General features: G+C 72.8%; 22 protein-coding genes. 15 read left to right on the top strand and 7 right to left on the bottom strand.

Annotation, left to right across the window (positions count from 1 at the left end; genetic code table 11):
* Positions 1-87: 87 nt before the first annotated feature.
* Positions 88-888, bottom strand: coding sequence for a DUF3097 domain-containing protein (locus IE257_RS03040; protein ID WP_189964225.1), 801 nt, complete (start codon positions 886-888; stop codon positions 88-90).
* A 28-nt stretch (positions 889-916) separates the two neighbouring features.
* The gene (locus IE257_RS03035) at positions 917-1,642 is read right to left on the bottom strand and encodes an MBL fold metallo-hydrolase (RefSeq protein ID WP_189964223.1); all 726 of its coding nucleotides are present in this window, start codon (positions 1,640-1,642) and stop codon (positions 917-919) included.
* A gap of 147 nt (positions 1,643-1,789) precedes the next feature.
* On the opposite strand from IE257_RS03035, the gene hrcA reads away from it, so the two are divergent.
* The 12 genes from hrcA to IE257_RS02975 all read left to right on the top strand — a co-directional run bounded on the left by hrcA (position 1,790) and on the right by IE257_RS02975 (position 12,547).
* A complete protein-coding gene (gene hrcA / locus IE257_RS03030) occupies positions 1,790-2,806 on the top strand; it encodes a heat-inducible transcriptional repressor HrcA (RefSeq protein ID WP_189736873.1) in 1,017 nt (338 codons plus the stop codon).
* The gene (gene dnaJ, locus IE257_RS03025; protein WP_030010180.1) at positions 2,807-3,946 is read left to right on the top strand and encodes a molecular chaperone DnaJ; all 1,140 of its coding nucleotides are present in this window, start codon (positions 2,807-2,809) and stop codon (positions 3,944-3,946) included. It begins immediately after the preceding gene.
* 157 nt (positions 3,947-4,103) lie between these two features.
* Positions 4,104-5,195, top strand: coding sequence for a nitronate monooxygenase (locus tag IE257_RS03020; RefSeq protein WP_189964221.1), 1,092 nt, complete (start codon positions 4,104-4,106; stop codon positions 5,193-5,195).
* Positions 5,192-5,935, top strand: coding sequence for a 16S rRNA (uracil(1498)-N(3))-methyltransferase (locus IE257_RS03015; RefSeq protein ID WP_189964219.1), 744 nt, complete (start codon positions 5,192-5,194; stop codon positions 5,933-5,935). The genes IE257_RS03020 and IE257_RS03015 overlap by 4 nt, the downstream gene beginning before the upstream one ends.
* Positions 5,936-6,147: 212 nt before the next feature.
* The gene (locus tag IE257_RS03010) at positions 6,148-6,507 is read left to right on the top strand and encodes a histidine triad nucleotide-binding protein (protein WP_189964216.1); all 360 of its coding nucleotides are present in this window, start codon (positions 6,148-6,150) and stop codon (positions 6,505-6,507) included.
* A gap of 3 nt (positions 6,508-6,510) precedes the next feature.
* A complete protein-coding gene (locus IE257_RS03005; RefSeq protein WP_189964213.1) occupies positions 6,511-7,416 on the top strand; it encodes a ribonuclease Z in 906 nt (301 codons plus the stop codon).
* Positions 7,417-7,635: 219 nt separating this feature from the next.
* Positions 7,636-8,736: a carbohydrate kinase family protein gene (locus tag IE257_RS03000; RefSeq protein WP_372453042.1), complete on the top strand. Its 1,101-nt coding sequence runs from the start codon at positions 7,636-7,638 to the stop codon at positions 8,734-8,736.
* A gap of 161 nt (positions 8,737-8,897) precedes the next feature.
* On the top strand, positions 8,898-9,941 hold the full coding sequence (locus tag IE257_RS02995) for a PhoH family protein (RefSeq protein WP_189964210.1): 1,044 nt from the start codon (positions 8,898-8,900) through the stop codon (positions 9,939-9,941).
* Positions 9,942-9,954: 13 nt separating this feature from the next.
* Positions 9,955-10,452: an rRNA maturation RNase YbeY gene (gene ybeY, locus IE257_RS02990; protein WP_189964207.1), complete on the top strand. Its 498-nt coding sequence runs from the start codon at positions 9,955-9,957 to the stop codon at positions 10,450-10,452.
* Positions 10,449-11,753 (top strand): hemolysin family protein, encoded by a 1,305-nt coding sequence (locus IE257_RS02985; protein WP_189964204.1) that lies wholly within the window; start codon positions 10,449-10,451, stop codon positions 11,751-11,753. The genes ybeY and IE257_RS02985 overlap by 4 nt, the downstream gene beginning before the upstream one ends.
* On the top strand, positions 11,750-12,112 hold the full coding sequence (locus IE257_RS02980) for an MmcQ/YjbR family DNA-binding protein (protein WP_189964202.1): 363 nt from the start codon (positions 11,750-11,752) through the stop codon (positions 12,110-12,112). The genes IE257_RS02985 and IE257_RS02980 overlap by 4 nt, the downstream gene beginning before the upstream one ends.
* Positions 12,113-12,190: 78 nt before the next feature.
* On the top strand, positions 12,191-12,547 hold the full coding sequence (locus tag IE257_RS02975; protein WP_189964199.1) for a cytidine deaminase-like protein: 357 nt from the start codon (positions 12,191-12,193) through the stop codon (positions 12,545-12,547).
* 178 nt (positions 12,548-12,725) lie between these two features.
* On the opposite strand, the gene IE257_RS02970 is transcribed toward IE257_RS02975, so the two are convergent.
* Positions 12,726-14,006, bottom strand: a complete 1,281-nt coding sequence (locus IE257_RS02970; RefSeq protein WP_189964195.1) for an MFS transporter — start codon at positions 14,004-14,006, stop codon at positions 12,726-12,728.
* 71 nt (positions 14,007-14,077) lie between these two features.
* Between IE257_RS02970 and IE257_RS02965 the strand changes: the two genes are divergently transcribed.
* The 3 genes from IE257_RS02965 to era all read left to right on the top strand — a co-directional run bounded on the left by IE257_RS02965 (position 14,078) and on the right by era (position 18,597).
* The gene (locus IE257_RS02965) at positions 14,078-15,121 is read left to right on the top strand and encodes a GlxA family transcriptional regulator (RefSeq protein ID WP_189964192.1); all 1,044 of its coding nucleotides are present in this window, start codon (positions 14,078-14,080) and stop codon (positions 15,119-15,121) included.
* 117 nt (positions 15,122-15,238) lie between these two features.
* Entirely contained in the window at positions 15,239-16,561 is a 1,323-nt protein-coding gene (locus IE257_RS02960; protein WP_189964189.1) for a WxL domain-containing protein, read from the top strand.
* A gap of 1,085 nt (positions 16,562-17,646) precedes the next feature.
* A complete protein-coding gene (gene era, locus IE257_RS02955; RefSeq protein WP_030862481.1) occupies positions 17,647-18,597 on the top strand; it encodes a GTPase Era in 951 nt (316 codons plus the stop codon).
* Positions 18,598-18,682: 85 nt separating this feature from the next.
* Here era and IE257_RS02950 read toward each other — a convergent pair whose 3' ends face one another.
* The 4 genes from IE257_RS02950 to IE257_RS02935 all read right to left on the bottom strand — a co-directional run bounded on the left by IE257_RS02950 (position 18,683) and on the right by IE257_RS02935 (position 21,683).
* Positions 18,683-19,354: an SAM-dependent methyltransferase gene (locus IE257_RS02950; RefSeq protein ID WP_229920076.1), complete on the bottom strand. Its 672-nt coding sequence runs from the start codon at positions 19,352-19,354 to the stop codon at positions 18,683-18,685.
* A gap of 98 nt (positions 19,355-19,452) precedes the next feature.
* Entirely contained in the window at positions 19,453-20,271 is an 819-nt protein-coding gene (locus IE257_RS02945; protein WP_229920075.1) for a GNAT family N-acetyltransferase, read from the bottom strand.
* A 56-nt stretch (positions 20,272-20,327) separates the two neighbouring features.
* The gene (locus IE257_RS02940; protein ID WP_189964186.1) at positions 20,328-20,597 is read right to left on the bottom strand and encodes a protealysin inhibitor emfourin; all 270 of its coding nucleotides are present in this window, start codon (positions 20,595-20,597) and stop codon (positions 20,328-20,330) included.
* Positions 20,598-20,606: 9 nt separating this feature from the next.
* On the bottom strand, positions 20,607-21,683 hold the full coding sequence (locus IE257_RS02935) for a M4 family metallopeptidase (RefSeq protein ID WP_189964183.1): 1,077 nt from the start codon (positions 21,681-21,683) through the stop codon (positions 20,607-20,609).
* Positions 21,684-22,038 lie beyond the last annotated feature (355 nt).

Here is a 22,038-nt window from a genome sequence, read left to right as displayed (position 1 = left end):
GCGATGGCGATTACGCACCGTCACTCGAAGGTGGGCGTGTCCGCCCCGAGGTGCATCCTGCTTGACGAACGTCTGCCCGCCGTCCGATCAGGGGGCCGTCACGAAGTCGATCAGTTCCTCGACGCGGCCCAGGAGCGTCGGCTCCAGGTCCTTGTAGGACGTCACCCGGGACAGGATGTGCTGCCAGGCGGCGCCGGTGTTCTCCGGCCAGCCCAGGGCCCGGCAGACGCCCGTCTTCCAGTCCTGGCCGGGCGGGATCACCGGCCACGCGGGGATGCCCAGCGCGGACGGCTTCACCGCCTGCCAGACGTCCACGTACGGGTGGCCCACGATCAGGACGTGCGGGGAGGTCACCGACGCCGCGATGCGGGACTCCTTCGAGCCCGGGACGAGGTGGTCCACCAGGATGCCGAGGCGGGCGTCCGCGGCCGGGGCGAATTCGGCGACGACGGCCGGGAGGTCGTCGATGCCCTCCAGGTACTCGACCACCACGCCCTCGATCCGCAGGTCGTCCCCCCAGACCCGCTCCACCAGCTCCGCGTCGTGCCGGCCCTCGACGTAGATCCGGCCCGCCCGCGCCACCCGTGCCCGCGCCCCGGGAACGGCCAGCGAGCCCGAGGCCGTCAGTCGGGGCCCCGAGGGCCCGCGCGCGGGCCGGACCAGGGTGACCACCTCGCCGTCCAGCAGGAACCCCCGCGGCTCCATCGGGAACACCCGCCGCTTGCCGAAGCGGTCCTCCAGCGTCACCGTGCCCGCCTCGCAGGCCACCACCGCGCCGCAGAAGTCCGTACCGGCGACCTCGACCACGAGGTCCCGGTCCGCCGCCACCTCCGGCACGGCCTCGGGTCGCTTCCACTGCGGGGTCAGGTCGGGGGAGTACTCGCGCATCCGGCCGAGACTAGGAGAGCCGCGCTCGTCACGCCTCCGACACGCCGGAACGGGCCGCCAGTGTGGCGCGTTGCGCACGGACGAACTCCGCCCCGACCACCGCTCCGTGACCCGGTACGTACAGTGCGTCGTCCCCGCCCAGCGACAGCAGCCGGTCCAGGGCGGCGGGCCACTGCCCCGGGACGGCGTCCGGGCCCGCCAAGGGCTCGCCCGACTCCTCGACCAGGTCCCCGCAGAAGACCACCTCGCGCTCGCCCGGCACGAAGACGGCCAGGTCGTGCCCGGTGTGCCCGGGCCCCACATTGGCCAGCAGCACCTGTACGCCGCCCAGTTCCAGCGTCCACTCGCCCGACACCTCGTGCCGGGGCAGCACCAGCAGGTCCACCGCCTCCGCCGCTTCCGCCTCCGCGAGCCCGTGCCGTACCGCGTCCCCGCGCAGCTCCTCGCGTCCCGTCGACAGCAGCGCGGCCAGCCCGACCGCCCCGAACACCTCGGCCCCGGGGAAGGCGGCTCCGCCCAGGACATGATCGAAGTGGCCGTGCGTGAATGCGATATGGGTCACGCTCCGGCCCGTCAGCCGCTCCGCCTCGGCCCGCACCTGCGCGCCCTCGCGCAGACACGATCCGGGGTCGATCAGGAGGACCGAATCCTCGCCCACCACCAGCCCCACGGTGCAGTCCCACACCGGCAGCCGCCGCCGGCCGGCCCGTCCGGTCAGCCCTTCCCAGCCGGAGTCTTCCCAATGCACGTCCATGCGGCGACGCTACCTGGCGGGCCTCCCTTGCCAGGGGCTCACCGCCCGGCCGTACACTGAGCGGGGGTTCTCTGGCACTCGAACGATCAGAGTGCCAACGAACACGGCAGAACACGGCAACGGACCACAGCTGGAGGTGTGCGCGCGATGCTCAGCGAACGCAGACTCGAAGTGCTGCGCGCCATCGTCCAGGACTACGTCGGGACGGAGGAGCCGGTCGGCTCCAAGGCGCTCACCGAGCGGCACCGGCTCGGCGTCTCGCCCGCCACCGTGCGCAACGACATGGCGGTGCTGGAGGAGGAGGGCTACATCGCCCAGCCCCACACCAGCGCCGGCCGGATCCCCACCGACAAGGGCTACCGCCTCTTCGTCGACAAACTGGCGGGGGTCAAGCCGCTGTCGTCGCCCGAGCGCCGGGCCATCCAGAACTTCCTCGACGGCGCCGTCGACCTCGACGACGTGGTCGGCCGCACGGTGCGGCTGCTCGCGCAGCTCACCCGGCAGGTCGCCGTCGTCCAGTACCCGAGCCTGACCCGGTCGACCGTCCGGCACGTGGAGCTGCTCTCGCTGGCTCCCGCGCGCCTGATGCTCGTACTGATCACGGACACCGGACGCGTCGAGCAGCGGCTCATCGACTGCCCGAGCCCCTTCGGCGAGACCTCTCTCGCGGACCTGCGGGCCCGGCTCAACAGCCGGGTGGTCGGGCGGCGCTTCACCGATGTGCCCCCGCTCGTCCAGGACCTCCCCGAATCCTTCGAGGCCGAGGACCGCGGCACGGTCTCCACGGTGCTCGCGACCCTCCTCGAAACCCTGGTCGAGGAGGCCGAGGAGCGGCTGATGATCGGCGGTACCGCCAATCTCACCCGCTTCGGACATGATTTTCCCCTGACGATCAGGCCGGTGCTCGAAGCGCTGGAGGAGCAGGTCGTGCTCCTCAAGCTGCTGGGCGAGGCCAACGAGTCGGGAATGGCCGTACGGATCGGGCATGAGAACGCCTACGAGGGACTGAACTCCACGTCGGTCGTCTCGGTCGGTTACGGTTCGGGCGGCGAAACAGTCGCCAAACTCGGCGTGGTCGGACCGACCCGCATGGACTACCCCGGAACGATGGGAGCGGTACGCGCAGTGGCACGTTACGTCGGACAGATCCTGGCGGAGTCGTAAGTGGCCACGGACTACTACGCCGTTCTCGGCGTGCGCCGCGACGCATCGCAGGACGAGATCAAGAAGGCCTTCCGGCGCCTCGCGCGTGAACTCCACCCGGATGTGAATCCGGATCCGAAGACGCAGGAGCGCTTCAAGGAGATCAACGCGGCCTACGAGGTGCTGTCGGACCCGCAGAAGAAGCAGGTCTACGACCTCGGCGGCGACCCGCTGTCCTCCTCGGGCGGCGGCGGCGGAGCGGGCGGCTTCGGAGCGGGTGGCTTCGGCAACTTCTCCGACATCATGGACGCCTTCTTCGGCCAGGCCTCGCAGCGCGGCCCGCGCTCGCGGACCCGCCGCGGCCAGGACGCCATGATCCGCCTGGACCTGGAGCTGGACGAGGCGGCCTTCGGGACCACCAAGGACATCCAGGTCGACACGGCCGTGGTCTGCAACACCTGCTCCGGTGAGGGCGCCGCTCCCGGCACCTCGGCGCAGACGTGTGACATGTGCCGCGGCCGCGGTGAGGTCTCGCAGGTCACCCGGTCCTTCCTGGGCCAGGTCATGACCTCGCGCCCCTGCCCGCAGTGCCAGGGCTTCGGCACCGTGGTCCCGACCCCGTGCCACGAGTGCGCGGGCGACGGCCGGGTCCGCTCCCGCCGCAGCCTCACGGTCAAGATCCCGGCAGGTGTGGAGAACGGCACCAGGATCCAGCTCGCGGGCGAGGGCGAGGTCGGCCCCGGCGGCGGCCCCGCCGGTGACCTGTACGTGGAGATCCACGAGCTGGCGCACCCGACCTTCCAGCGGCGCGGGGACGACCTGCACTGCACGGTGACCATCCCGATGACGGCGGCCGCACTGGGCACCAAATGCCCGTTGGAGACGCTCGACGGGCTGGAGGAGATCGACATCCGGCCCGGCACCGGGTCCGGCCAGGCGATCCCGCTGCACGGCCGCGGCGTCACCCACCTGCGCGGTGGCGGACGCGGCGACCTGATCGTCCACGTCGAGGTCACCACCCCGGGCAAGCTGGACGCCCAACAGGAGGACCTGCTGCGCCAGCTCGCGAAGCTGCGCGGCGAGGAGCGGCCGATGGGCCAGTTCGCGCCGGGTCAGCAGGGCTTGTTCAGCCGTCTGAAGGACGCGTTCAACGGTCGCTGACCGACCGCGCACCACCGTCACGAGCCCGGCCGGGGAATCCCCCCGCCGGGCTCGTCGCACGAGCCCGGCCGGGGACCGCAGCCCCGTCGGGAAGGGGACTATGCCAGGCGAATGCGGTGGTTCGGCCCCCTGCCCGGGACGTGGCACGATGCAGTCCATGTCCTCGGCACCGAACGGTCTCTCCCCGTACCCGATCGTGCAGGCTCCCATGGCGGGCGGCGCCTCCTGTCCCCCGCTCGCCGCCGCCGTGTGCGAGGCGGGCGGACTGGGGTTCCTGGCCGGCGGCTACAAGACCGCCGACGGGATGTACCACGAGATCAAGCAGGTGCGCGCGCTCACCCGGCGCCGGTTCGGCGTCAACCTCTTCATGCCGCAGACCGGTTACGTCGATCCGGCCGCCGTGGAGACCTACCGCGGGCAGCTGGCCGGTGAGGCGAGCTGGTACGAGATCTCGCTCGCCGACGAGGAGGTGTTCGGCACCAGCGACGACGGCTATGACGCCAAGCTCGCCATCCTCCTCGAAGACCCGGTCCCCGTGGTCTCGTTCACCTTCGGCTGCCCCGCCTCCGCCGCCCTCGCCGCGCTGCGCAAGGCCGGTACGTACACCGTCGTCACGGTGACCTCCGTCGAGGAGGCCCGCAGTGCTCAGCACGCGGGCGCCGATGCGGTCTGCGTCCAGGGCACCGAGGCCGGCGGCCATCAGGGCACCCACCGGGACGACCCGCAGATCGACGGCACGGCGGCCGTGGGCCTCCTCGCGCTGGTGGCCCAGGTACGCGAGGCCGTGGCCCTCCCGATCATCGCGGCGGGCGGTCTCATGCGCGGCGCGCAGATCGCGGCCCTGCTGGCGGCCGGCGCGGAGGCGGCGCAGCTCGGGACGGCCTTCCTGGCCTGCCCGGAGTCCGGGGCGGACCCGGTGCACAAGAAGGCGCTGACGGACCCGCTGTTCGTCCGCACCGAGCTCACCCGGGCGTTCTCCGGGCGGCCGGCGCGGGGGCTGGTGAACCGCTTCATGCGCGAGCACGGGCCGTACGCCCCGGCCGCGTACCCGCAGGTCCACCACCTGACCTCGGGGCTGCGCAAGGCCGCCGCCGCGGCCGGGGACCCGCAGGGCATGGCCCTGTGGGCGGGCCAGGGGCACCGGCTGGCGCGACCGCTCCCGGCGGGGCAGCTGGTGGAGGTGCTGGCGGCCGAACTGGCCGAGGCACAGAGCACGTTGAAGGCAATGCAGATGAGGAGTGCGTCATGACCGCCCCGGTGTTCGTGGTGGAAGAGGTCCCCGCGGGGGCGGAGTTCGTCCTGGACGGCCCGGAGGGCCGGCACGCCGTGTCCGTGAAGCGGCTGAACCCGGGCGAGGCCGTGGTCCTCACGGACGGCCGGGGTGGCTGGGCGGAGGCGGTCGTCAAGGCCGCCGAGGGCAAGGACCGGCTCGTCGTGGCGGTCTCCTCGGCCGGGCAGGAGGAGCAGCCGCCGGTCCGGATCACGGTGGTCCAGGCCCTTCCCAAGGGCGACCGGGGCGAGCTGGCCGTCGAGACGATGACCGAGACCGGCGTGGACGCGATCGTGCCCTGGCAGGCCTCCCGCTGCATCACGCAGTGGCGCGGGGACCGCGGCGCGAAGTCCCTGGCCAAGTGGCGGGCCACGGCCCGGGAGGCGGGCAAGCAGTCCCGCCGGGTGCGCTTCCCGGAGGTGGCCGAGGCCATGTCCACCAAGCAGGTGGCGGCCCTGCTGGCCGGCGCCGACCTGGCGATGGTCCTGCACGAGGACCGTGACACCCCCTCCGGGGCCCTGGCCACGGCCGAGCTGCCCGCCTCGGGCTCCGTCGTCCTGGTGGTCGGCCCGGAGGGGGGCGTCTCCCCGGAGGAGCTCGCGGTCTTCGCCGAGGCGGGGGCCCGCCCCTACCGCCTGGGCCGTTCCGTCCTGCGGACCTCCACGGCCGGGACGGCCGCGACCGCGGTCCTGCTGGCCCGCACGGGCCGCTGGTCCTGACGCGGTCCTGACGTGCTCCTGACGGCGAGCCGGTCCTGACGGTCCGCTCCGCCTCCCGGTCCGGCCGTGTCCGGCCCCGATCGGCCCGACCGGCCGTGCCCCCCGCCCCGACGGGCTCCGGACTCGGGTCCGGCGGGCCGAAATGCCCGCCCGCGGCAGGCGCCGGGCTGGATACGATGCCCGGACCGATCAACGTCACGGGAGGCTCAGCAATGGCCGGGGAACCGCAGGCCGACTGCCTGTTCTGCAAGATCGTCGCGGGGAGCATCCCCGCGACCGTGGTCCGGGAGACGGAGACCACGGTCGCCTTCCGGGACATCAACCCGCAGGCGCCCACGCACGTGCTCGTGATCCCGAAGGTGCACTATGCCGACGGGGCGTCGCTGGCCGCCGCCGAGCCGGCCGTCGCCGCCGACATACTGCGCGAGGCCGGCCAGGTCGCCCTCGACGAGAAGATCGTCGACCACGGCTACCGGATCGTCTTCAACACCGGCTCAGGCGCCGGTCAGACCGTCTTCCACGCCCACGCGCACGTCCTCGGCGGCCGCGGCCTCCAGTGGCCCCCCGGATAGCACGTGTCCGTACGAGAGTTCGTGGTGCTGGGCACCGCCAGCCAGGTGCCCACCCGCCACCGCAACCACAACGGATACCTGCTGCGCTGGGACGGCGAGGGCATCCTCTTCGACCCGGGCGAGGGCACCCAGCGCCAGATGCTGCGTGCCGGGGTGGCCGCGCACGACATCAACCGGATCTGCGTCACCCACTTCCACGGTGACCACAGCCTCGGCCTCGCCGGGGTGATCCAGCGGATCAACCTCGACCAGGTCCCGCACCCCGTCACCGCGCACTACCCGGCCTCGGGGCAGAAGTTCTTCGACCGGCTGCGGTACGCCACGGCCTACCGCGAGACCGTCCCGCTCCGCGAGGAACCGGTTTCCGCAGACGGCGCGCTGGCACAGGGCCCCTCGTACACCCTTGAGGCCCGGCTGCTCTCGCACCCCGTCGAGTCCTTCGGCTACCGGATCACCGAGCCCGACGGGCGCCGCATGGTGCCCGAGCTGCTCGCCCGGCACGGGATCAAGGGGCCCGACGTGGGCCGGATCCAGCGCGAGGGCAGGCTCGGCGCGGTCACCCTGGAGGAGGTGAGCGAGCCCAGGCCCGGGCAGCGGTTCGCGTTCGTCATGGACACCCGGCTGTGCCCCGGCGTGGACGCGCTCGCCGAGGGCTGCGACATGCTGGTCATCGAGTCGACCTTCCTCGACGAGGACGAACGGCTGGCCACCGACCACGGACACCTCACCGCCGGCCAGGCGGCGCGCGCGGCGCGGGACGCGGGCGTGCGGCACCTCGTGCTGACGCACTTCTCGCAGCGCTACACCGACCCCGCCGAGTTCGAGCGCCAGGCGCGCGCGGCCGGCTTCGAGGGCGAGCTCACGGTGGCCGCCGACCTGATGCGGGTGCCCCTGCCCAAGCGGGGCTGACGGCGGCCCGGGGGCCGGTCCGGTCCCCGCCGGGTGCCGGCCGGGTCCCGGCTCGCCGAGCGGTTCGTCGAGCCGTTCGTCGAGTGGTCCGAGTGACGAGGGGCCACCCGAGGGTGATCTGCGCCACACTGGGTTTGGTCCTGCCCGCTGCGGGCAGGACCGGCAGCTTTCCACTGGAAAACGTCATGCAGAAACGGGCCTTCGAGAAGCAACGGGGAGATCGCCGTGACCGGTCGGGACTACGAAATCCGCGCAGCAGCAGTGGACCCGCTCGGTCCGCTGCGCGACCCCCAGGAACCGGGCTGCGACGTCTTCCTGACCGGAACGGTCTTCCTCGACATCATCTTCACCGGCCTCGACTCGGCCCCGGTGCGCGGTACGGAGTCCTGGGCGCGCGGCATGGGCTCCAGCCCCGGCGGCGTCGCCAACATGGCCACCGCCCTGGCCCGGCTCGGTCTGCGCACCTCACTGGCCGCCGCCTTCGGGGACGACCACTACGGCGAGTACTGCTGGGACGCCCTGGAGCAGGGCGAGGGCATCGACCTGTCCATGTCGCACACCATCCCCGGCTGGCACAGCCCCGTCACCGTCTCGATGGCCTACGAGGGCGAGCGCACGATGGTCTCGCACGGCCACGAAGCCCCTCCGCCCGCGGGCCCCGGCCCCTTCCCGCAGTGCCCGCCGCTGGCCCGTGCGGCCGTGGCCTCGCTCGGGCCCGGCCGCGGCGAGGAGTGGATCGGCGAGGCCGCCCGGCGCGGCTCCCGGATCTTCGCCGACGTGGGATGGGACGAGAGCGGCCGCTGGGACCTGGGGGCCCTGGCCGACCTGGAGCACTGCGAGGCCTTCCTGCCGAACGCGGGCGAGGCGATGCGGTACACCCGGACCGACTGTCCGAGAGCCGCGGCCCGGGCGCTGGCCGAGAAGGTGCCGATCGCGGTGGTGACGATGGGCGCGGAGGGCTCGTACGCGGTGGACGGGCGCACCGGGGAGACGGCGCACGTCCCCGGGATCACGGTGGACGAGCTGGACCCGACCGGTGCGGGCGACGTCTACGTGGCGGGCTTCGTGACCGGAACCCTGGCGGGCTGGCCGCTCGCGGACCGGCTCGCCTTCGCCGGCCTGACGGCGGCCCTGTCGGTCCAGGAGTTCGGCGGCTCCCTGTCCGCCCCGGGCTGGCCGGAGGTGGCCCACTGGTGGCAGGCGGCCCCGCAGGAGCTGCGCGGCCGGTACGGCTTCCTCGACGACCTGATCCCGTCGGGCGGAGCCCCGGCGGCCCGGCGCAGGGCCGTACCGACGATCGGCTTCCGGCACTCCGCGTAGCAGCGCGGGCGGGAGCGCGGGCGGGCGGGGCGTGCGTGCGCGCGGACGGGCGGTAAAACCCCTCGGGGAAGCCGCGGCGGAGACGTACGCTTGGTAATCCGGAGGTCGTCGATCGGCGCGGCCCCTCAGCGGGAGGTATGTGCAGGCCACAGTGCCGGCCCATGACTCAGACACCGACAGGCCACATCCCTGCGCCGGGGCAGGCGCGAGCCCACTTCACCGTTCCGGCCACGCACCCGATGGTGACCGTCCTCGGCTCGGGCGACGCCCTGTTGCGCGTGATCGAGAAGGCCTTCCCGAAGGCCGACATCCATGTTCGAGGCAATCAGGTCAGCGCGATCGGCGAAGCGGCGGAAGTCGCCCTGATCCAGCGACTTTTCGACGAGATGATGCTGGTGCTCCGCACCGGGCAGCCGATGACGGAGGACGCAGTGGAACGTTCGATCGACATGCTCAGGGCGAGCGGCAACGGCAATGGCAACGGGCCCGCCGAGACACCGGCCGAGGTGCTCACCCAGAACATCCTCTCCAGCCGCGGCCGCACCATCCGCCCCAAGACCCTGAACCAGAAGCGGTACGTCGACGCGATCGACAAGAACACGATCGTCTTCGGCATCGGCCCCGCCGGTACCGGCAAGACCTACCTCGCCATGGCCAAGGCCGTCCAGGCACTCCAGTCCAAGCAGGTCAGCCGGATCATCCTGACGCGGCCCGCCGTCGAGGCGGGCGAGCGGCTCGGCTTCCTGCCGGGCACCCTGTTCGACAAGATCGACCCGTACCTGCGCCCGCTCTACGACGCGCTGCACGACATGCTCGACCCCGACTCGATCCCGCGGCTGATGGCGGCCGGCACGATCGAGGTCGCGCCCCTCGCATACATGAGGGGGCGCACCCTGAATGACGCGTTCGTCGTCCTCGACGAGGCGCAGAACACGACCGCCGAGCAGATGAAGATGTTCCTGACCCGGCTCGGCTTCGACTCGAAGATCGTCGTCACCGGTGACGTCACGCAGATCGACCTGCCGGGTGGCGCCAAGAGCGGTCTGCGTCAGGTCCAGGAGATCCTCGAAGGGCTCCCGGACATCCACTTCTCGCGGCTCACGTCCGAGGATGTCGTCCGCCACAAGCTGGTCGGCCGTATCGTCGACGCGTACGAGAAGTACGACGACAGCCAGCAGGCCGCGAACGGCCATCCACGGAAGTAGAACCCAGCGCACCATGTCGATCGACGTCAACAACGAGTCCGGAACCGAGGTCGACGAGCAGGCGATCCTCGACATCGCCCGCTACGCGCTCACCCGGATGCGGATCCACCCGCTCTCCGAGCTCTCCGTCATCGTCATCGACGAGGACGCCATGGAGCAGCTCCACATCCAGTGGATGGATCTGCCCGGTCCGACCGACGTCATGTCCTTCCCGATGGACGAGCTCCGTCCGCCGACCAAGGACGACGAGGAGCCCCCGCAGGGGCTCCTCGGTGACATCGTGCTCTGTCCCGAGGTCGCCAAGAGGCAGGGCGAGGAAGCCCCGACGGAGCACTCCATGGACGAGGAGCTCCAGCTCCTGACCGTCCACGGAGTGCTGCACCTGCTCGGCTACGACCACGAGGAGCCGGACGAGAAGGCCGAGATGTTCGGCCTCCAGGCGGCCATCGTCGACGGCTGGCGCGGCGAGCGCGGTATCACGGGCCCGTCCCCGGCTCCGACCGTCTCGTGAACGCGCCGCAACTGATCACCGGGGCCGTCCTGCTGGTGGTGGTGGCCTGGTTCGCGGCGTGCGCCGAGTCCGGCATCGCCCGCATCTCGAGCTTCCGGGCCGAGCAGGCGGTACGGGAGGGCCGGCGCGGGAGCGAGAAGCTCGCCCAGGTCGCCGGTGACCCCACCCGCTACCTCAATGTGGCCCTGCTGGTCCGGGTCACCTGCGAGATGGCCGCCGGGGTGCTCGTCACCTACGTCTGCCTCGACGAGTTCGGCGAGAACTGGACCGCGCTGCTGGTGGCCATCGCCGTCATGGTGCTGGTCTCCTTCGTCGCCGTGGGCGTGTCCCCCCGTACGATCGGCCGCCAGCACCCGCTGAACACGGCGACGGCCGCCGCGTACGTGCTGGTACCGCTGGCCCGGATCATGGGCCCGATTCCGCAGCTGCTGATCCTCATCGGCAACGCCCTCACGCCCGGGAAGGGCTTCCGCAAGGGGCCGTTCGCCTCCGAGGCCGAGCTGCGCGCGATGGTGGACCTCGCGGAGCGGGAATCGCTCATCGAGGACGACGAGCGCCGCATGGTGCACCAGGTCTTCGAGCTCGGTGACACGCTGGTGCGCGAGGTGATGGTGCCGCGCACCGACCTGGTCTGCATCGAGCGGTACAAGACGGTCCGTCAGGCGACCACGCTCGCGCTGCGGTCCGGCTTCTCGCGCATCCCGGTGACCGGGGAGAACGAGGACGACATAGTCGGGATCGTCTACCTGAAGGACCTGGTCCGCAAGACGCACATCAGCCGGGAGGCGGAGGCCGACCTGGTGTCGACGGCGATGCGGCCGGCGGTCTTCGTGCCGGACACCAAGAACGCGGGCGATCTGCTGCGCGAGATGCAACAGGTGCGCAACCACGTGGCGGTCGTCATCGACGAGTACGGCGGCACGGCCGGCATCGTCACCATCGAGGACATCCTGGAAGAGATCGTCGGCGAGATCACCGACGAGTACGACCGGGAACTCCCGCCGGTCGAGGACCTGGGTGAGGACCGCTACCGGGTCACGGCGCGGCTGGACATCACCGACCTCGGTGAGCTGTTCAAGGTCGAGGCCTTCGACGACGAGGACGTGGAGACGGTCGGCGGGCTGCTGGCCAAGGCGCTGGGCCGGGTACCGATCGCCGGTGCCTCGTCGGTGGTGGAGCTGCCGGACGGCCGTCCGCTGCGGCTGACGGCCGAGTCCCCGGCGGGACGGCGGAACAAGATCGTTACGGTGCTGGTGGAGCCGGTGGCCGCGGCGGAGTCCGCGGGGGAGGAGCGGGAATGACCCCGGAGCAGCTGCGCGCGTTCTGTCTGGGCTTCAACGCGGCGGTGGAGGAGTTCCCCTTCACACCGGAGACCTCGGTGTTCAAGGTGCTGGGCAAGGTGTTCGCGCTGTCGGCGCTGGACGCGGAGCCGCTGAAGGTCAACCTCAAGTGCGACCCGGAGCTGGCGGTGCGGCTGCGCGAGGAGCACGAGGCGATCGTGCCGGGCTACCACATGAACAAGCGGCACTGGAACACGGTGACGGTGGGCGGGCCGGGCGGTCTGCCGGACCGGCTGGTGCGGGAGCTGGTGGAGGACTCGTACGACCTGGTGGTCGCGGGTCTGCCGAGGGCGGAGCGGCTGCGGCTCGACCGGCCGTGACGGGCCCTGCGGGGCTTCGGCGGGGCTTCGGCGGGGTGGTCGTGCGGGGGCGCAGGGCGGCTCCCTATGCTTTCGACCATGACCGACAGCACCGGGATCGACCCCGAGGACAGCAAGATCATCACGCTGGCGCGCAGCGCCCGGGCCCGCAACGCGGTGCCCGAAGGGGCGGCGGTGCGGGACGAGACGGGCCGCACGTACGTCGCCGGGACGGTGGAGCTCGACTCCCTGAAGCTGACCGCGCTGCAGACGGCGGTCGCGATGGCGGTGGCGAGCGGGGCGCGGTCCCTGGAGGCGGCGGCCGTCGTCAGCGCGGCCGACGCCCCGGCCGAGGCCGACCGCGCGGCGGTCCGCGACCTCGGTGGCCCGGACACCCCGGTCCTGCTGGCAGGCCCGGACGGCACCCTGAAGTCCACCACCCCGGCCGGCGCCTAGCCTCCCGGCGGGACACCCTCAGCCTCGCCGGCGTTTGAGGCGGGGTCTGGGGCGGCTCCGCCGGGACCCGGCCCCGCCCGGACCCTCCCCCAGCTACCGCTGGGAGGTGCACCTGCTCAAACGCCGGCGGGGCTGGATTCGGCCGGGCGAGCGTGAAGGTGGCCCGGGCCGTCGGAGGCTAGTGGCGGCGGCGGTGGATGGTCATGGCCAGCAGCGCAGCGATCGCGCACAGCGCGCCCGACGCGTACCAGACCCCGTCGTACGAGCCGGTGAGGTCACGGGCCAGGCCGCCCAGGAACGCCACCGCCGCCGCGCCGAGCTGGTGCGAGGCCAGGACCCAGCCGAAGACGATCGCGCCGTCGTCCCCGTAGTGCTCGCGGCACAGCGCGATCGTCGGCGGGACGGTCGCGACCCAGTCCAGGCCGTAGAAGACGATGAAGAAGACCAGCGGTGGCCGGACCGACGGCGCCAGCAGGATCGGCAGGAAGAGGAGCGAGATCCCGCGCAGGGCGTAGTAGACGGCCAGCAGCCGCCGGGAGTCGAAGCGGTCCGTGAACCAGCCCGAGGCCACCGTGCCGATCACGTCGAACACGCCGACCACCGCCAGTAGCCCGGCGGCAGCCGTCACCGGCATGCCGTGGTCGTGGGCGGCGGGCACGAAGTGGGTTCTGACCAGGCCGTTCGTCGAGGCGCCGCAGATCGCGAAGGTGCCCGCCAGCAGCCAGAAGGGCCCGGTCCGGGCCGCGTCGAGGAGTACCTTCAGCGCCCGCCGGGTCGCCCCGGGGGTGGGGGCCGGCTTCGGCTCGTACGTGCCGCCGTACGGTGCGAGCCCCACGTCCGCCGGGTGGTCGCGCATCAGCAGCCACGCGAAGGGGGCGACGGCCAGCGCCGCCAGGGAGACCGTCACCGTGGCCGGGCGCCAGCCGTGGTGGTCCACCAGCCAGGCCAGCAGCGGCAGGAAGACCAGCTGACCGGAGGCCCCGGCCGCGGTCAGGACGCCGGTGACCAGGCCGCGCCGGGCGGTGAACCAGCGGTTGGTCACCGTCGCCGCGAAGGCCAGGGCCATCGAGCCGCTGCCGAGTCCGACCAGTACGCCCCAGCACAGCACCAGCTGCCACGGCGCGGTCATCCACACCGTGGCCAGCGCGCCGCAGGCGATGACGAGCAGGGCCACGGCCACCACCCGGCGGATGCCGAAGCGGTCCATCAGGGCCGCGGCGAAGGGCGCGGTGAGCCCGTAGAGCGCGAGGTTGACCGAGACGGCGAGGCCGATGGTGCCGCGCGACCAGTCGAACTCCGCGTGCAGAGGCTCGATGAGCAGTCCGGGCAGGGAGGCGAAGCCGGCCGCGCCGATGATCGTCACGAAGGCGACGGCGGCGACGAACCAGGCGCGGTGGATGCGGGCGGGCTGCCGCGGGGCGCGCGCGGGGGCCGTGGAGGCGGGGACTGTCTGGGTCACGCCGACAGCTTCCGGCCGGCGGGGGACCGTACGAAAGTGGCTTGACTGTCATGCTTCGCTACGATCGGGCCATGGAGTCGCAACAGGCACATCGGGTCGTCGTCCTCGCGCTCAGCGGGCTGCTGCCCTTCGAGCTCGGCACCCCGCACCGGATCTTCGGGCGGGCCAAGGACCCGGCCGGGCGGCCGCTGTACGAGATCCTCACGTGCGGGCTCGCCCCCGGGCCGGTCCGCACGGACGCCGACTTCGCGATCCACGTCGAGCACGGCCCCGAACTGCTGGCCACGGCCGACACGGTGGTGGTGCCGGCCTCGTACGAACTGGGCCCGGTGCACGAGGAGGGCAGGCTGACCGACGAGCTCGCGGCGGCCCTCGCCCACATCCGTCCGGGCACCCGGCTCGTCTCCATCTGTACGGGCGGCTACGTGCTGGCCGCCGCCGGGTTCCTCGACGGGCGTCCCGCCACCACCCACTGGGCCTCGGCCGAACACTTCCAGCGGCTCTTCCCGGCCGTCCGGGTCGACCCGGACGTGCTCTACACCGACGACGGGGACGTGCTGACCTCGGCCGGGGTCGCCGCCGGCGTCGATCTGTGCCTGCACATCGTGCGCCGCGACCACGGCACGGCCGTCGCCAACGAGGTGGCCCGGCGAACCGTCGTGCCGCCCCACCGCGATGGCGGGCAGGCGCAGTTCATCGCACGTCCGATGCCCGAGCCGCAGCTCGCCACCACCACGGCGGCCCGCGCGTGGGTGCTGGACCGGCTGCACGAACCGCTCCGGCTGACCGATCTGGCCCGGCAGGAGGCCATGTCGGTGCGGACCTTCACGCGCCGCTTCCGGGAGGAGTCGGGCGTCAGCCCCGGCCAGTGGATCGTCGGCCGGCGGGTGGAGCGGGCCCGTCAGCTGCTGGAGCAGACAGAGCTGCCGATGGAGCAGGTCGCGCGGGACAGCGGCTTCGGGACGGCCCAGTCGTTGCGCAAGCACGTGCAGGCGGCGCTGGGGGTGAGCCCGACTGCCTACCGCCGCACCTTCCGTGCGGCAGCCGCGACGGAGCCGGCGGGTAACCTGCCACCTCCTGATGGGCCATCAGTTGATGCCGGACCCGTGCATTGACTTCTCCTGCCCCCCGCTCGTGAATGACCCCCTGCGCAGGGCGCGGGCGCGAGGGAACCCAGGGGGCGGGCAGTGCGAACAGGGGCGCGGAAGCGGAGATGGTCGGCAGCCGTCGGCATGGCCGTGCTGGCCGCCACGGCCGGGGGCGCCCTGAGCGGGCCCGCCGCGGCCGAGGGCGAGACGCCCCCCGGCCAGGTGGACTTCCCGTCGCACTGCCTGCCGCCCCAGGAGGCCGGGCTCCCGCCCGCGGACGGGCCGACCACCGCTCGGATCACCGTCGACAACCCGGCCCCGCGGGTCGGTGACACCGTCACCGTCACCTACCAGGTGCTCCGCACCCCTGCCGTCGCGCCCCTGGACCCGGACGGGGCCGGCGGCGAACTCCCCGCCGACACGCTGACCCCGACCGGCCGGATCCTGCTGGCGGGCGCCCAGAGCGGCGAGGTCACCGTGGTCGGGGTCAAGCGCAACGACCCCGTCCCGGCGGGCGAGCCCCTGCCGGCCGTCACCATGACCGGCACCTTCACCGTCACCGCGCCCGGCGAGACCACCCTGGCCCCGGGCAGCTACACCCTGCACACCAGCCACCCGCTGGAGCTCGACACCACCTGCACCGCGGACACCGCCTCCCCCGTCTCCGCACGCCTGACCGCGACCGCACTGCCCACGGCCAACCTGCGCAGCGTCTTCCTCGGCGCGGCCCACGGCGGCCCGGGCGCCCGGGTCAAGGTCACCGCCGCGGGGTTCCCGCCGGGCACGGCCGTCACGGTGGCCGGGCGGGCGGGCGCGGCCGAGACCGCCGACCGGGTCCGCGCCACCGCCGACGCACTGGGCACGGCTCTGGTCGAGCTGCCGGTCACGGACCGGGCCACTACAGGGGTGGTGGCCTACGAGGGCGCCGCCTGGTCGGCGGGCAAGGGCTCGGGCCCGGCCGCGTACACCGTCATCGCCGTCACCCCGCCGCCCTCCGTCACCCCGCCGCCGCCCTCCGGTACCCAGAAGGTCACGGCGACGGTCGAGCCGGGCGCCCTCGGCCTGATCCAGACCGGCGAGGACATCACCCTGGGCGCCGTCCCCTACGGCGCCGGTGGCGCGGCCCCCGGCCGGATCGGGACGGTCACCGTCACCGACGCCCGCGGCGGCCCGGCCGGCTGGTCCCTGATCGGCAAGGTCACCGACTTCACCGGCCCCGGTGGGATCCGCATCCCGGGCGCCTCCCTGTCCTGGACCCCGCGGTGCGTGGCCGCCGAGGGGAGCCGGAGCGCGTGTACGGCGGGCAGTGCGGGTGTGGTCGGGCCGGACGGAGCCCTCCTCGCCTCCACCCCCGACGCGCCCCTGGTCGGCGGCACCTTCACCATCGATGCCACGGTCACCCTCCAGGTGCCGCCGTACACCCCGCCGGGTGCGTACACGGCGGTCCTGACGCTGACCCTGTCGTGACGGGCCGTCTGCGACCGCTGCTGCGCGGAGCTGTCCCCGCCCCGCCCCTTCTCCGTTTCCTGGTGCTCCCCAGACCCCGCGCCTCAAACGCCGGCGGGGCTGATATTCAGGCCGTCCGGCGTTCGAGGACCGGGTCCGGGCAGAGCCCGGGGAACGGCGGATGGGCGGGTGGGGGACGGCTCCGCGCAGCGGCAGCCGCAGGAGGGGCGGCGTTGGTGATGCTCGGCGGGCTCGGCGGGCTCTGCGGGACGGCCGCCGCCGTGGACAGTGGTCAGTGGTCCGTCCTGCCCGTCGCGAACAGCGTCGCGCAGCGGCCCTGCTTCTACCTCGCCGCCGCGCCCGGCCAGGCCGTGACCGACGCCGTCACCGTCACCAACCGCACCGACCGGCCCCGCACCTTCCGCCTCTACGCCGCCGACGCCCACAACACCGCCCGCGACGGCGGCTTCGCCGTGCGCGGGCCCGACGAGCCGCGGTCGGCCGCCGGCGCGTGGGCGAAGCTGGACCGGGAGCGGGTGACCGTACCGGCCGGGGGCTCGGTCGCCGTCGGCTTCACCGTCACCGTCCCCGACCGGGCGGAACCGGGGGACCACCCCGGCGCCGTCGTGGCTTTGGAGGAGCGCCCCGCCGCGGCCCCCACCGGCGGCGGGATCGGCGTACAGCGGGCCGTCGCCGCCCGGCTGTACCTGCGGGTGACCGGCCCCACCGCGCCCGCCCTCACCGTCCGGGGGGTCACCGTGAACCGTCGCGGTTCCGGCGCGGACATCTCGTACACGCTCCACAACACCGGCAATGTCACCCTCCGCCCCCGCGTCGCCCTCACCGCCACCGGAGTCCTCGGCCGCCGGCTCCTCGGCCGCGAGACCGGCGGGCTGCCCGCCGAGCTGCTGCCGGGTCAGGAAGTACGCATCGGCGCCCGTTGGGAGGGCGCGCCCAGAGCGGAATGGGCCGAGGTCACGGTGCACGCCCGGGCCGACGGAACCACAGCTCAGGGCCGTGCGGACCTCGCCGAGTACCCCTCGCTCACGGCCCTGCCGGCCCTCGCCGCGGCGATCTGGTCGGCGCTGCGGGCCGCATCGGGGAGAATGGCCCGTATGAGCGATCGTTCCCCCGAGTCCACCGCCCCGCACCGTGCGGGGTTCGCCTGCTTCGTCGGCCGCCCCAACGCGGGGAAGTCGACCCTCACCAACGCACTCGTGGGCACCAAGGTCGCGATCACCTCCAACCGGCCGCAGACCACCCGCCACACCGTCCGCGGCATCGTGCACCGCCCCGACGCGCAGCTCGTCCTCGTCGACACGCCCGGCCTGCACAAGCCGCGCACCCTGCTCGGCGAGCGCCTCAACGACGTCGTGCGGACCACCTGGGCCGAGGTCGACGTGATCGGCTTCTGCCTGCCGGCCGACCAGAAGCTCGGCCCCGGCGACAAGTTCATCGCCAAGGAGCTTGCGGGGATCAAGAAGACCCCCAAGATCGCCATCATCACCAAGACCGACCTGGTCGAGTCCAAGCAGGTGGGCGAGCAGCTGCTCGCCGTCCACCAGCTCGCCGAGGAGCTGGGCTTCGAGTGGACCGAGATCGTCCCGGTCTCGGCCGTCGGGGACACCCAGGTCCAGCTGCTGGCCGACCTGATCGCGCCGCTGCTGCCGGAGAGCCCGCCGCTCTACCCGGAGGGCGACCTCACCGACGAGCCCGAGATGGTCATGGTCGCGGAGCTGATCCGCGAGGCCGCGCTGGAGGGCGTACGGGACGAGCTCCCGCACTCCATCGCCGTGGTCGTCGAGGAGATGATCCCCCGCGAGAACCGTCCGGCGGACCGCCCGCTGCTCGACATCCACGCCAACGTCTACATCGAGCGGCCGAGTCAGAAGGGCATCATCATCGGCCCGAAGGGCTCCCGCCTGAAGGAGGTCGGGATGAAGTCGCGCAAGCACATCGAGGCGCTGCTCGGCACCCCGGTCTTCCTCGACCTGCACGTGAAGGTCGCCAAGGACTGGCAGCGGGACCCCAAGCAGCTGCGCAAGCTCGGTTTCTGAGGCGCGAAGCGAACGACACGACGACGCACGGACGCGGCCCCCGCCGGGGGACCGCGTCCGTGCGTCGTCGTTCGTCCGGGTGCGGCTACGCGGGCCGGCGCACCCGCACCACGTTGTCCGTACGGGTGCCCGGCGTACCGTCGGGCTGCGCCTGGACCCGCTCGGTCTCCTCGGCCCGCAGCACCTCCCAGCCCGCCGTGACCGGCTCCAGCTGCGCGAGGACCTCCTCGGGCGTGGGGAAGTGCGCCTCCTCCCGCTCCTCCTGCCACGGTGCCCAGCCCGCATGGCCGACCACCAGCAGGGTGCCGCCGGGGGCCACGGCCGCGGCGGCCGTGCGCAGGACTACATCACGGGGGAAGTCCCCGTAGTTGTGCAGGAAGCACGCCGAGACGAGGTCGAACTCCCCCTCGGGGAAGGACTCCGTCAGGTCGTACCGGGCGAAGGAGATCCGGTCCGCGACCCCGGCGTCCGCCGCGTGCTCGGCCGCCCGGCCGAGGGCGACCCCGGAGATGTCGGTCCCGGTGACGGTCCACCCCTGGCGGGCCAGCCAGACGGCGTCGCCGCCCTCACCGCAGCCGAGGTCCAGGGCCCGCCCCGGGGCGAGGCCGGACACCTCGCGCACCAGCATGGCGTTGGCCTCGCCGCTCCAGATCCGGTCGCTCTCGCCGTAGCGGCCGTCCCAGAACTCCTCGCCCGCCGGGGGCCCGTCCACGGGGTAGTCGTGGGAGTGCGCGTGCGTGTGCGTGTGTTCGGTCATGGGTCCCTCTTCCAGTACGGGTGCCGGTACGGCCGATGCTCCGCCCGACCCGTCCGTACGGGCAAACTCTGTTGCCGTTCCGGCAAACAGGGAGCGCGTCACCCCTGCGGTTCGGCGATCAGGGCCGTGGCCACCCGGCGGAAGCCGATGCGGGCGTAGACGCGGGCCACGTCCTCGTCGCCGGCCGAGAGGAAGACCGTACGGGCCCCGCGCGCCAGGGCCTCCGCGACGAGCGCGGCCGTCACGCCGAGGGCCAGGCCCTGGCGGCGGGCCGACGGGAGGGTGCCGACACCCACGACCTCCGCGACGTCCCCGACCGGGTTGTACATGCCGGAGCAGAGGACGACGCCGTCCCGTACGGCCGCGGCCATGGCCGAAGTGCCCGCCGCCAGCTTGCCGGCCACCCGGGCCCGGCCCTCCTCGGCCGAGGGCTGCGCCGTCGCCGCCGCCAGTTCCGCGGGTCCGGCCTCGCCCACCGCCGTGCCCGGGGCCGCGAAGGCCAGGGCCGGGACCGTCACCGCGGCGGTCAGCAGCGGGTCGTCCGCCCCGAGCAGACGTACGTCCGGATGCGGGGGAAGGGCTTCGGCCGAGGGGTCGAGCACCATGAGGGGGTGGGCGTGGACATGGAGTCCCGCCGCCTCCACCGCGGTCCGCAGTGAGGGGCTGGTTTCGGCCACCCACTCGAAGGCCTCGGGCGCCTTCAGCTCCCGCTGGCGCTCCAGGACCCGTTGCACGTCGGCCGGGGTCGCCTCGGGGCCGCCGAGCGCGGGCCGGGCGTAGTAGGGCCAGCCCGCGCCCTCCTGGACGAACAGGGTCAGCGCGCCGAAGTCCTCGGCGCGGGCCCCGCCCACCCGCGGCACCGTGTCGTAGTACCGCTCCAGCTCGGACAGCGTTGATTCGATCATGTGGTCGGTCATCCGGCCATCCAAACAAAGCGGCGCCGCCCGGGCACCTTCTTTCCGGGCGCCCTCCGTCAGGCGCCCTCCTTCAAGACCCTTGAGATCAGGGTCCGCTGGGCCTCCGAGAGGTTCGGCTCCTCGCAGGCCACCGTCCGCCCGTCCACCGTGATCCGGTACGAGAAGCCGTCCCGTACCCGGTCGGCCGGGTGGCCCGGCGAACCGGGCCGCAGCGCGAGCCGGGCCAGGGCCTGCCACTCGACCTCGTCCGGCCGGCCCGTGGTGTCCACCTCGGCCCGGCGCTCGATGCCCGCGAAGCCGCCCGTCCGTATCACCTGAATCCGCATGGGAGCCCTCTACCCCACGAGCGGGACGCCCACCGCGGACCACGCTTTCTGGAGCGCCTGGTGCTCGGCGCCGCCCTCTCCGTACCGGGCGACGGCCGCCGCCGTCGAGAGCCGGGCGAAGTCGGCGAAGTCCGCGTTCTCGGCGAGCTCCCCGCCGGTCAGGGCGTCGTACCAGATCTGCCCGGCCCGCTCCCAGGCCTTGCCGCCCAGCTCGGTCGCCGCGATGTAGAAGGCGTGGTTGGGGATGCCCGAGTTGATGTGGACCCCGCCGTTGTCGCTGTGGGTGTTCACGTAGTCGTCCATCGTGGCCGGCTGCGGGTCCTTGCCGAGCTCGTCGTCGTCGTACGCGGTGCCGGGTGCCTTCATGGAGCGCAGTGCGACCCCGGTGACGTTGGGGCCGAGCAGCCCGGCGCCGATCAGCCAGTCGGCCTGCTCGGCCGTCTGCTCCAGCGAGTACTGCTTGATCAGCGAGCCGAAGACGTCCGACATCGACTCGTTCAGGGCGCCGGACTGCCCGTGGTAGGTCAGGTTCGCCGTGTACTGGGTGACCCCGTGGGTCAGCTCGTGCCCGATGACGTCCACCGACACGGTGAAGTCGAGGAAGAGGTCCCCGTCCCCGTCGCCGAAGACCATCTGCTGACCGTCCCAGAAGGCGTTGTTGTACTCCTCGCCGTAGTGGACGGTCGCGTCCAGCGCGAGCCCGGAGTCGTCGATCGAGCGCCGCCCGAAGCCCTTCAGGAACAGGTCGTACGTGGCTCCGAGCCCCGCGTAGGCGCGGTTGACGGTGGCGTCCTTGCTCAGCGGGTCGCCCTCGCCGCGGACCTTCCTGCCGGGCAGCCGGGTGCGGTGCTGGGCGTCGTAGATCGTCCGGTCCGGTTCGTCGGATGCCGGCGCGGCGAGGGTGGGGACGATCCCGCGCACGGCCGTGACCCGGCGCCTGGTGCGCAGGAGGGAGTCGCGTTCGAGGGTGCGCTGGGCGAGGTCGGCGCGGCGGGCGTCGGCGGACCGGGCGGCCTTGTCGAGGAGGTGCGGCGGTACGACCGTGCAGAAGACGGGGTGATGGCGGTGAGCGTGGGAGGCATCCATGCCCGGCAATGTGGCAGTGGGTCATGACGCTGTCACTAGCTGCGACCATGATTCATTCACTTGTCTGAAAGCGGCAACGCCGGATTGACGGAACATCCCGACTCCGCGGGGCGAAACGAGGCTTGGCTCACATTTGGTGCAAATCGGACCAGCGGGTCTTGCATACTGAAACAGGTCCTCGCGATACGGCGCGGCTCGGCTAGGCTCGGTCCATCATGCGTTTCGGGCTGCTTCTCCTTAGCTGCCGCGGCGAGGGTCTGTAGTCGTAGGCCGACCCCCTCCCCGCGGAGTTTGGTGTTGCGGTTTTCACTACCGCCGTCGGCCGTCCCAGCGAACTACACGCGGACACGCGAGG

Source organism: Streptomyces avidinii (assembly GCF_014650695.1).
GTDB lineage: Bacteria > Actinomycetota > Actinomycetes > Streptomycetales > Streptomycetaceae > Streptomyces > Streptomyces avidinii.
This window is presented reverse-complemented; position numbering and strand designations above follow the sequence as displayed.

Coding starts and splice junctions, on each gene's coding strand:
- IE257_RS03040 (WP_189964225.1), bottom strand. CDS start 888: ATGCGCGAGTACTCCCCCGACCTGACCCCGCAGTGGAAGCGACCCGAG.
- IE257_RS03035 (WP_189964223.1), bottom strand. CDS start 1,642: ATGGACGTGCATTGGGAAGACTCCGGCTGGGAAGGGCTGACCGGACGG.
- hrcA (WP_189736873.1), top strand. CDS start 1,790: ATGCTCAGCGAACGCAGACTCGAAGTGCTGCGCGCCATCGTCCAGGAC.
- IE257_RS03020 (WP_189964221.1), top strand. CDS start 4,104: ATGTCCTCGGCACCGAACGGTCTCTCCCCGTACCCGATCGTGCAGGCT.
- IE257_RS03015 (WP_189964219.1), top strand. CDS start 5,192: ATGACCGCCCCGGTGTTCGTGGTGGAAGAGGTCCCCGCGGGGGCGGAG.
- IE257_RS03010 (WP_189964216.1), top strand. CDS start 6,148: ATGGCCGGGGAACCGCAGGCCGACTGCCTGTTCTGCAAGATCGTCGCG.
- IE257_RS02995 (WP_189964210.1), top strand. CDS start 8,898: ATGACTCAGACACCGACAGGCCACATCCCTGCGCCGGGGCAGGCGCGA.
- ybeY (WP_189964207.1), top strand. CDS start 9,955: ATGTCGATCGACGTCAACAACGAGTCCGGAACCGAGGTCGACGAGCAG.
- IE257_RS02980 (WP_189964202.1), top strand. CDS start 11,750: ATGACCCCGGAGCAGCTGCGCGCGTTCTGTCTGGGCTTCAACGCGGCG.
- IE257_RS02975 (WP_189964199.1), top strand. CDS start 12,191: ATGACCGACAGCACCGGGATCGACCCCGAGGACAGCAAGATCATCACG.
- IE257_RS02965 (WP_189964192.1), top strand. CDS start 14,078: ATGGAGTCGCAACAGGCACATCGGGTCGTCGTCCTCGCGCTCAGCGGG.
- IE257_RS02960 (WP_189964189.1), top strand. CDS start 15,239: ATGGCCGTGCTGGCCGCCACGGCCGGGGGCGCCCTGAGCGGGCCCGCC.
- era (WP_030862481.1), top strand. CDS start 17,647: ATGGCCCGTATGAGCGATCGTTCCCCCGAGTCCACCGCCCCGCACCGT.
- IE257_RS02950 (WP_229920076.1), bottom strand. CDS start 19,354: ATGACCGAACACACGCACACGCACGCGCACTCCCACGACTACCCCGTG.
- IE257_RS02945 (WP_229920075.1), bottom strand. CDS start 20,271: ATGACCGACCACATGATCGAATCAACGCTGTCCGAGCTGGAGCGGTAC.
- IE257_RS02940 (WP_189964186.1), bottom strand. CDS start 20,597: ATGCGGATTCAGGTGATACGGACGGGCGGCTTCGCGGGCATCGAGCGC.
- IE257_RS02935 (WP_189964183.1), bottom strand. CDS start 21,683: ATGGATGCCTCCCACGCTCACCGCCATCACCCCGTCTTCTGCACGGTC.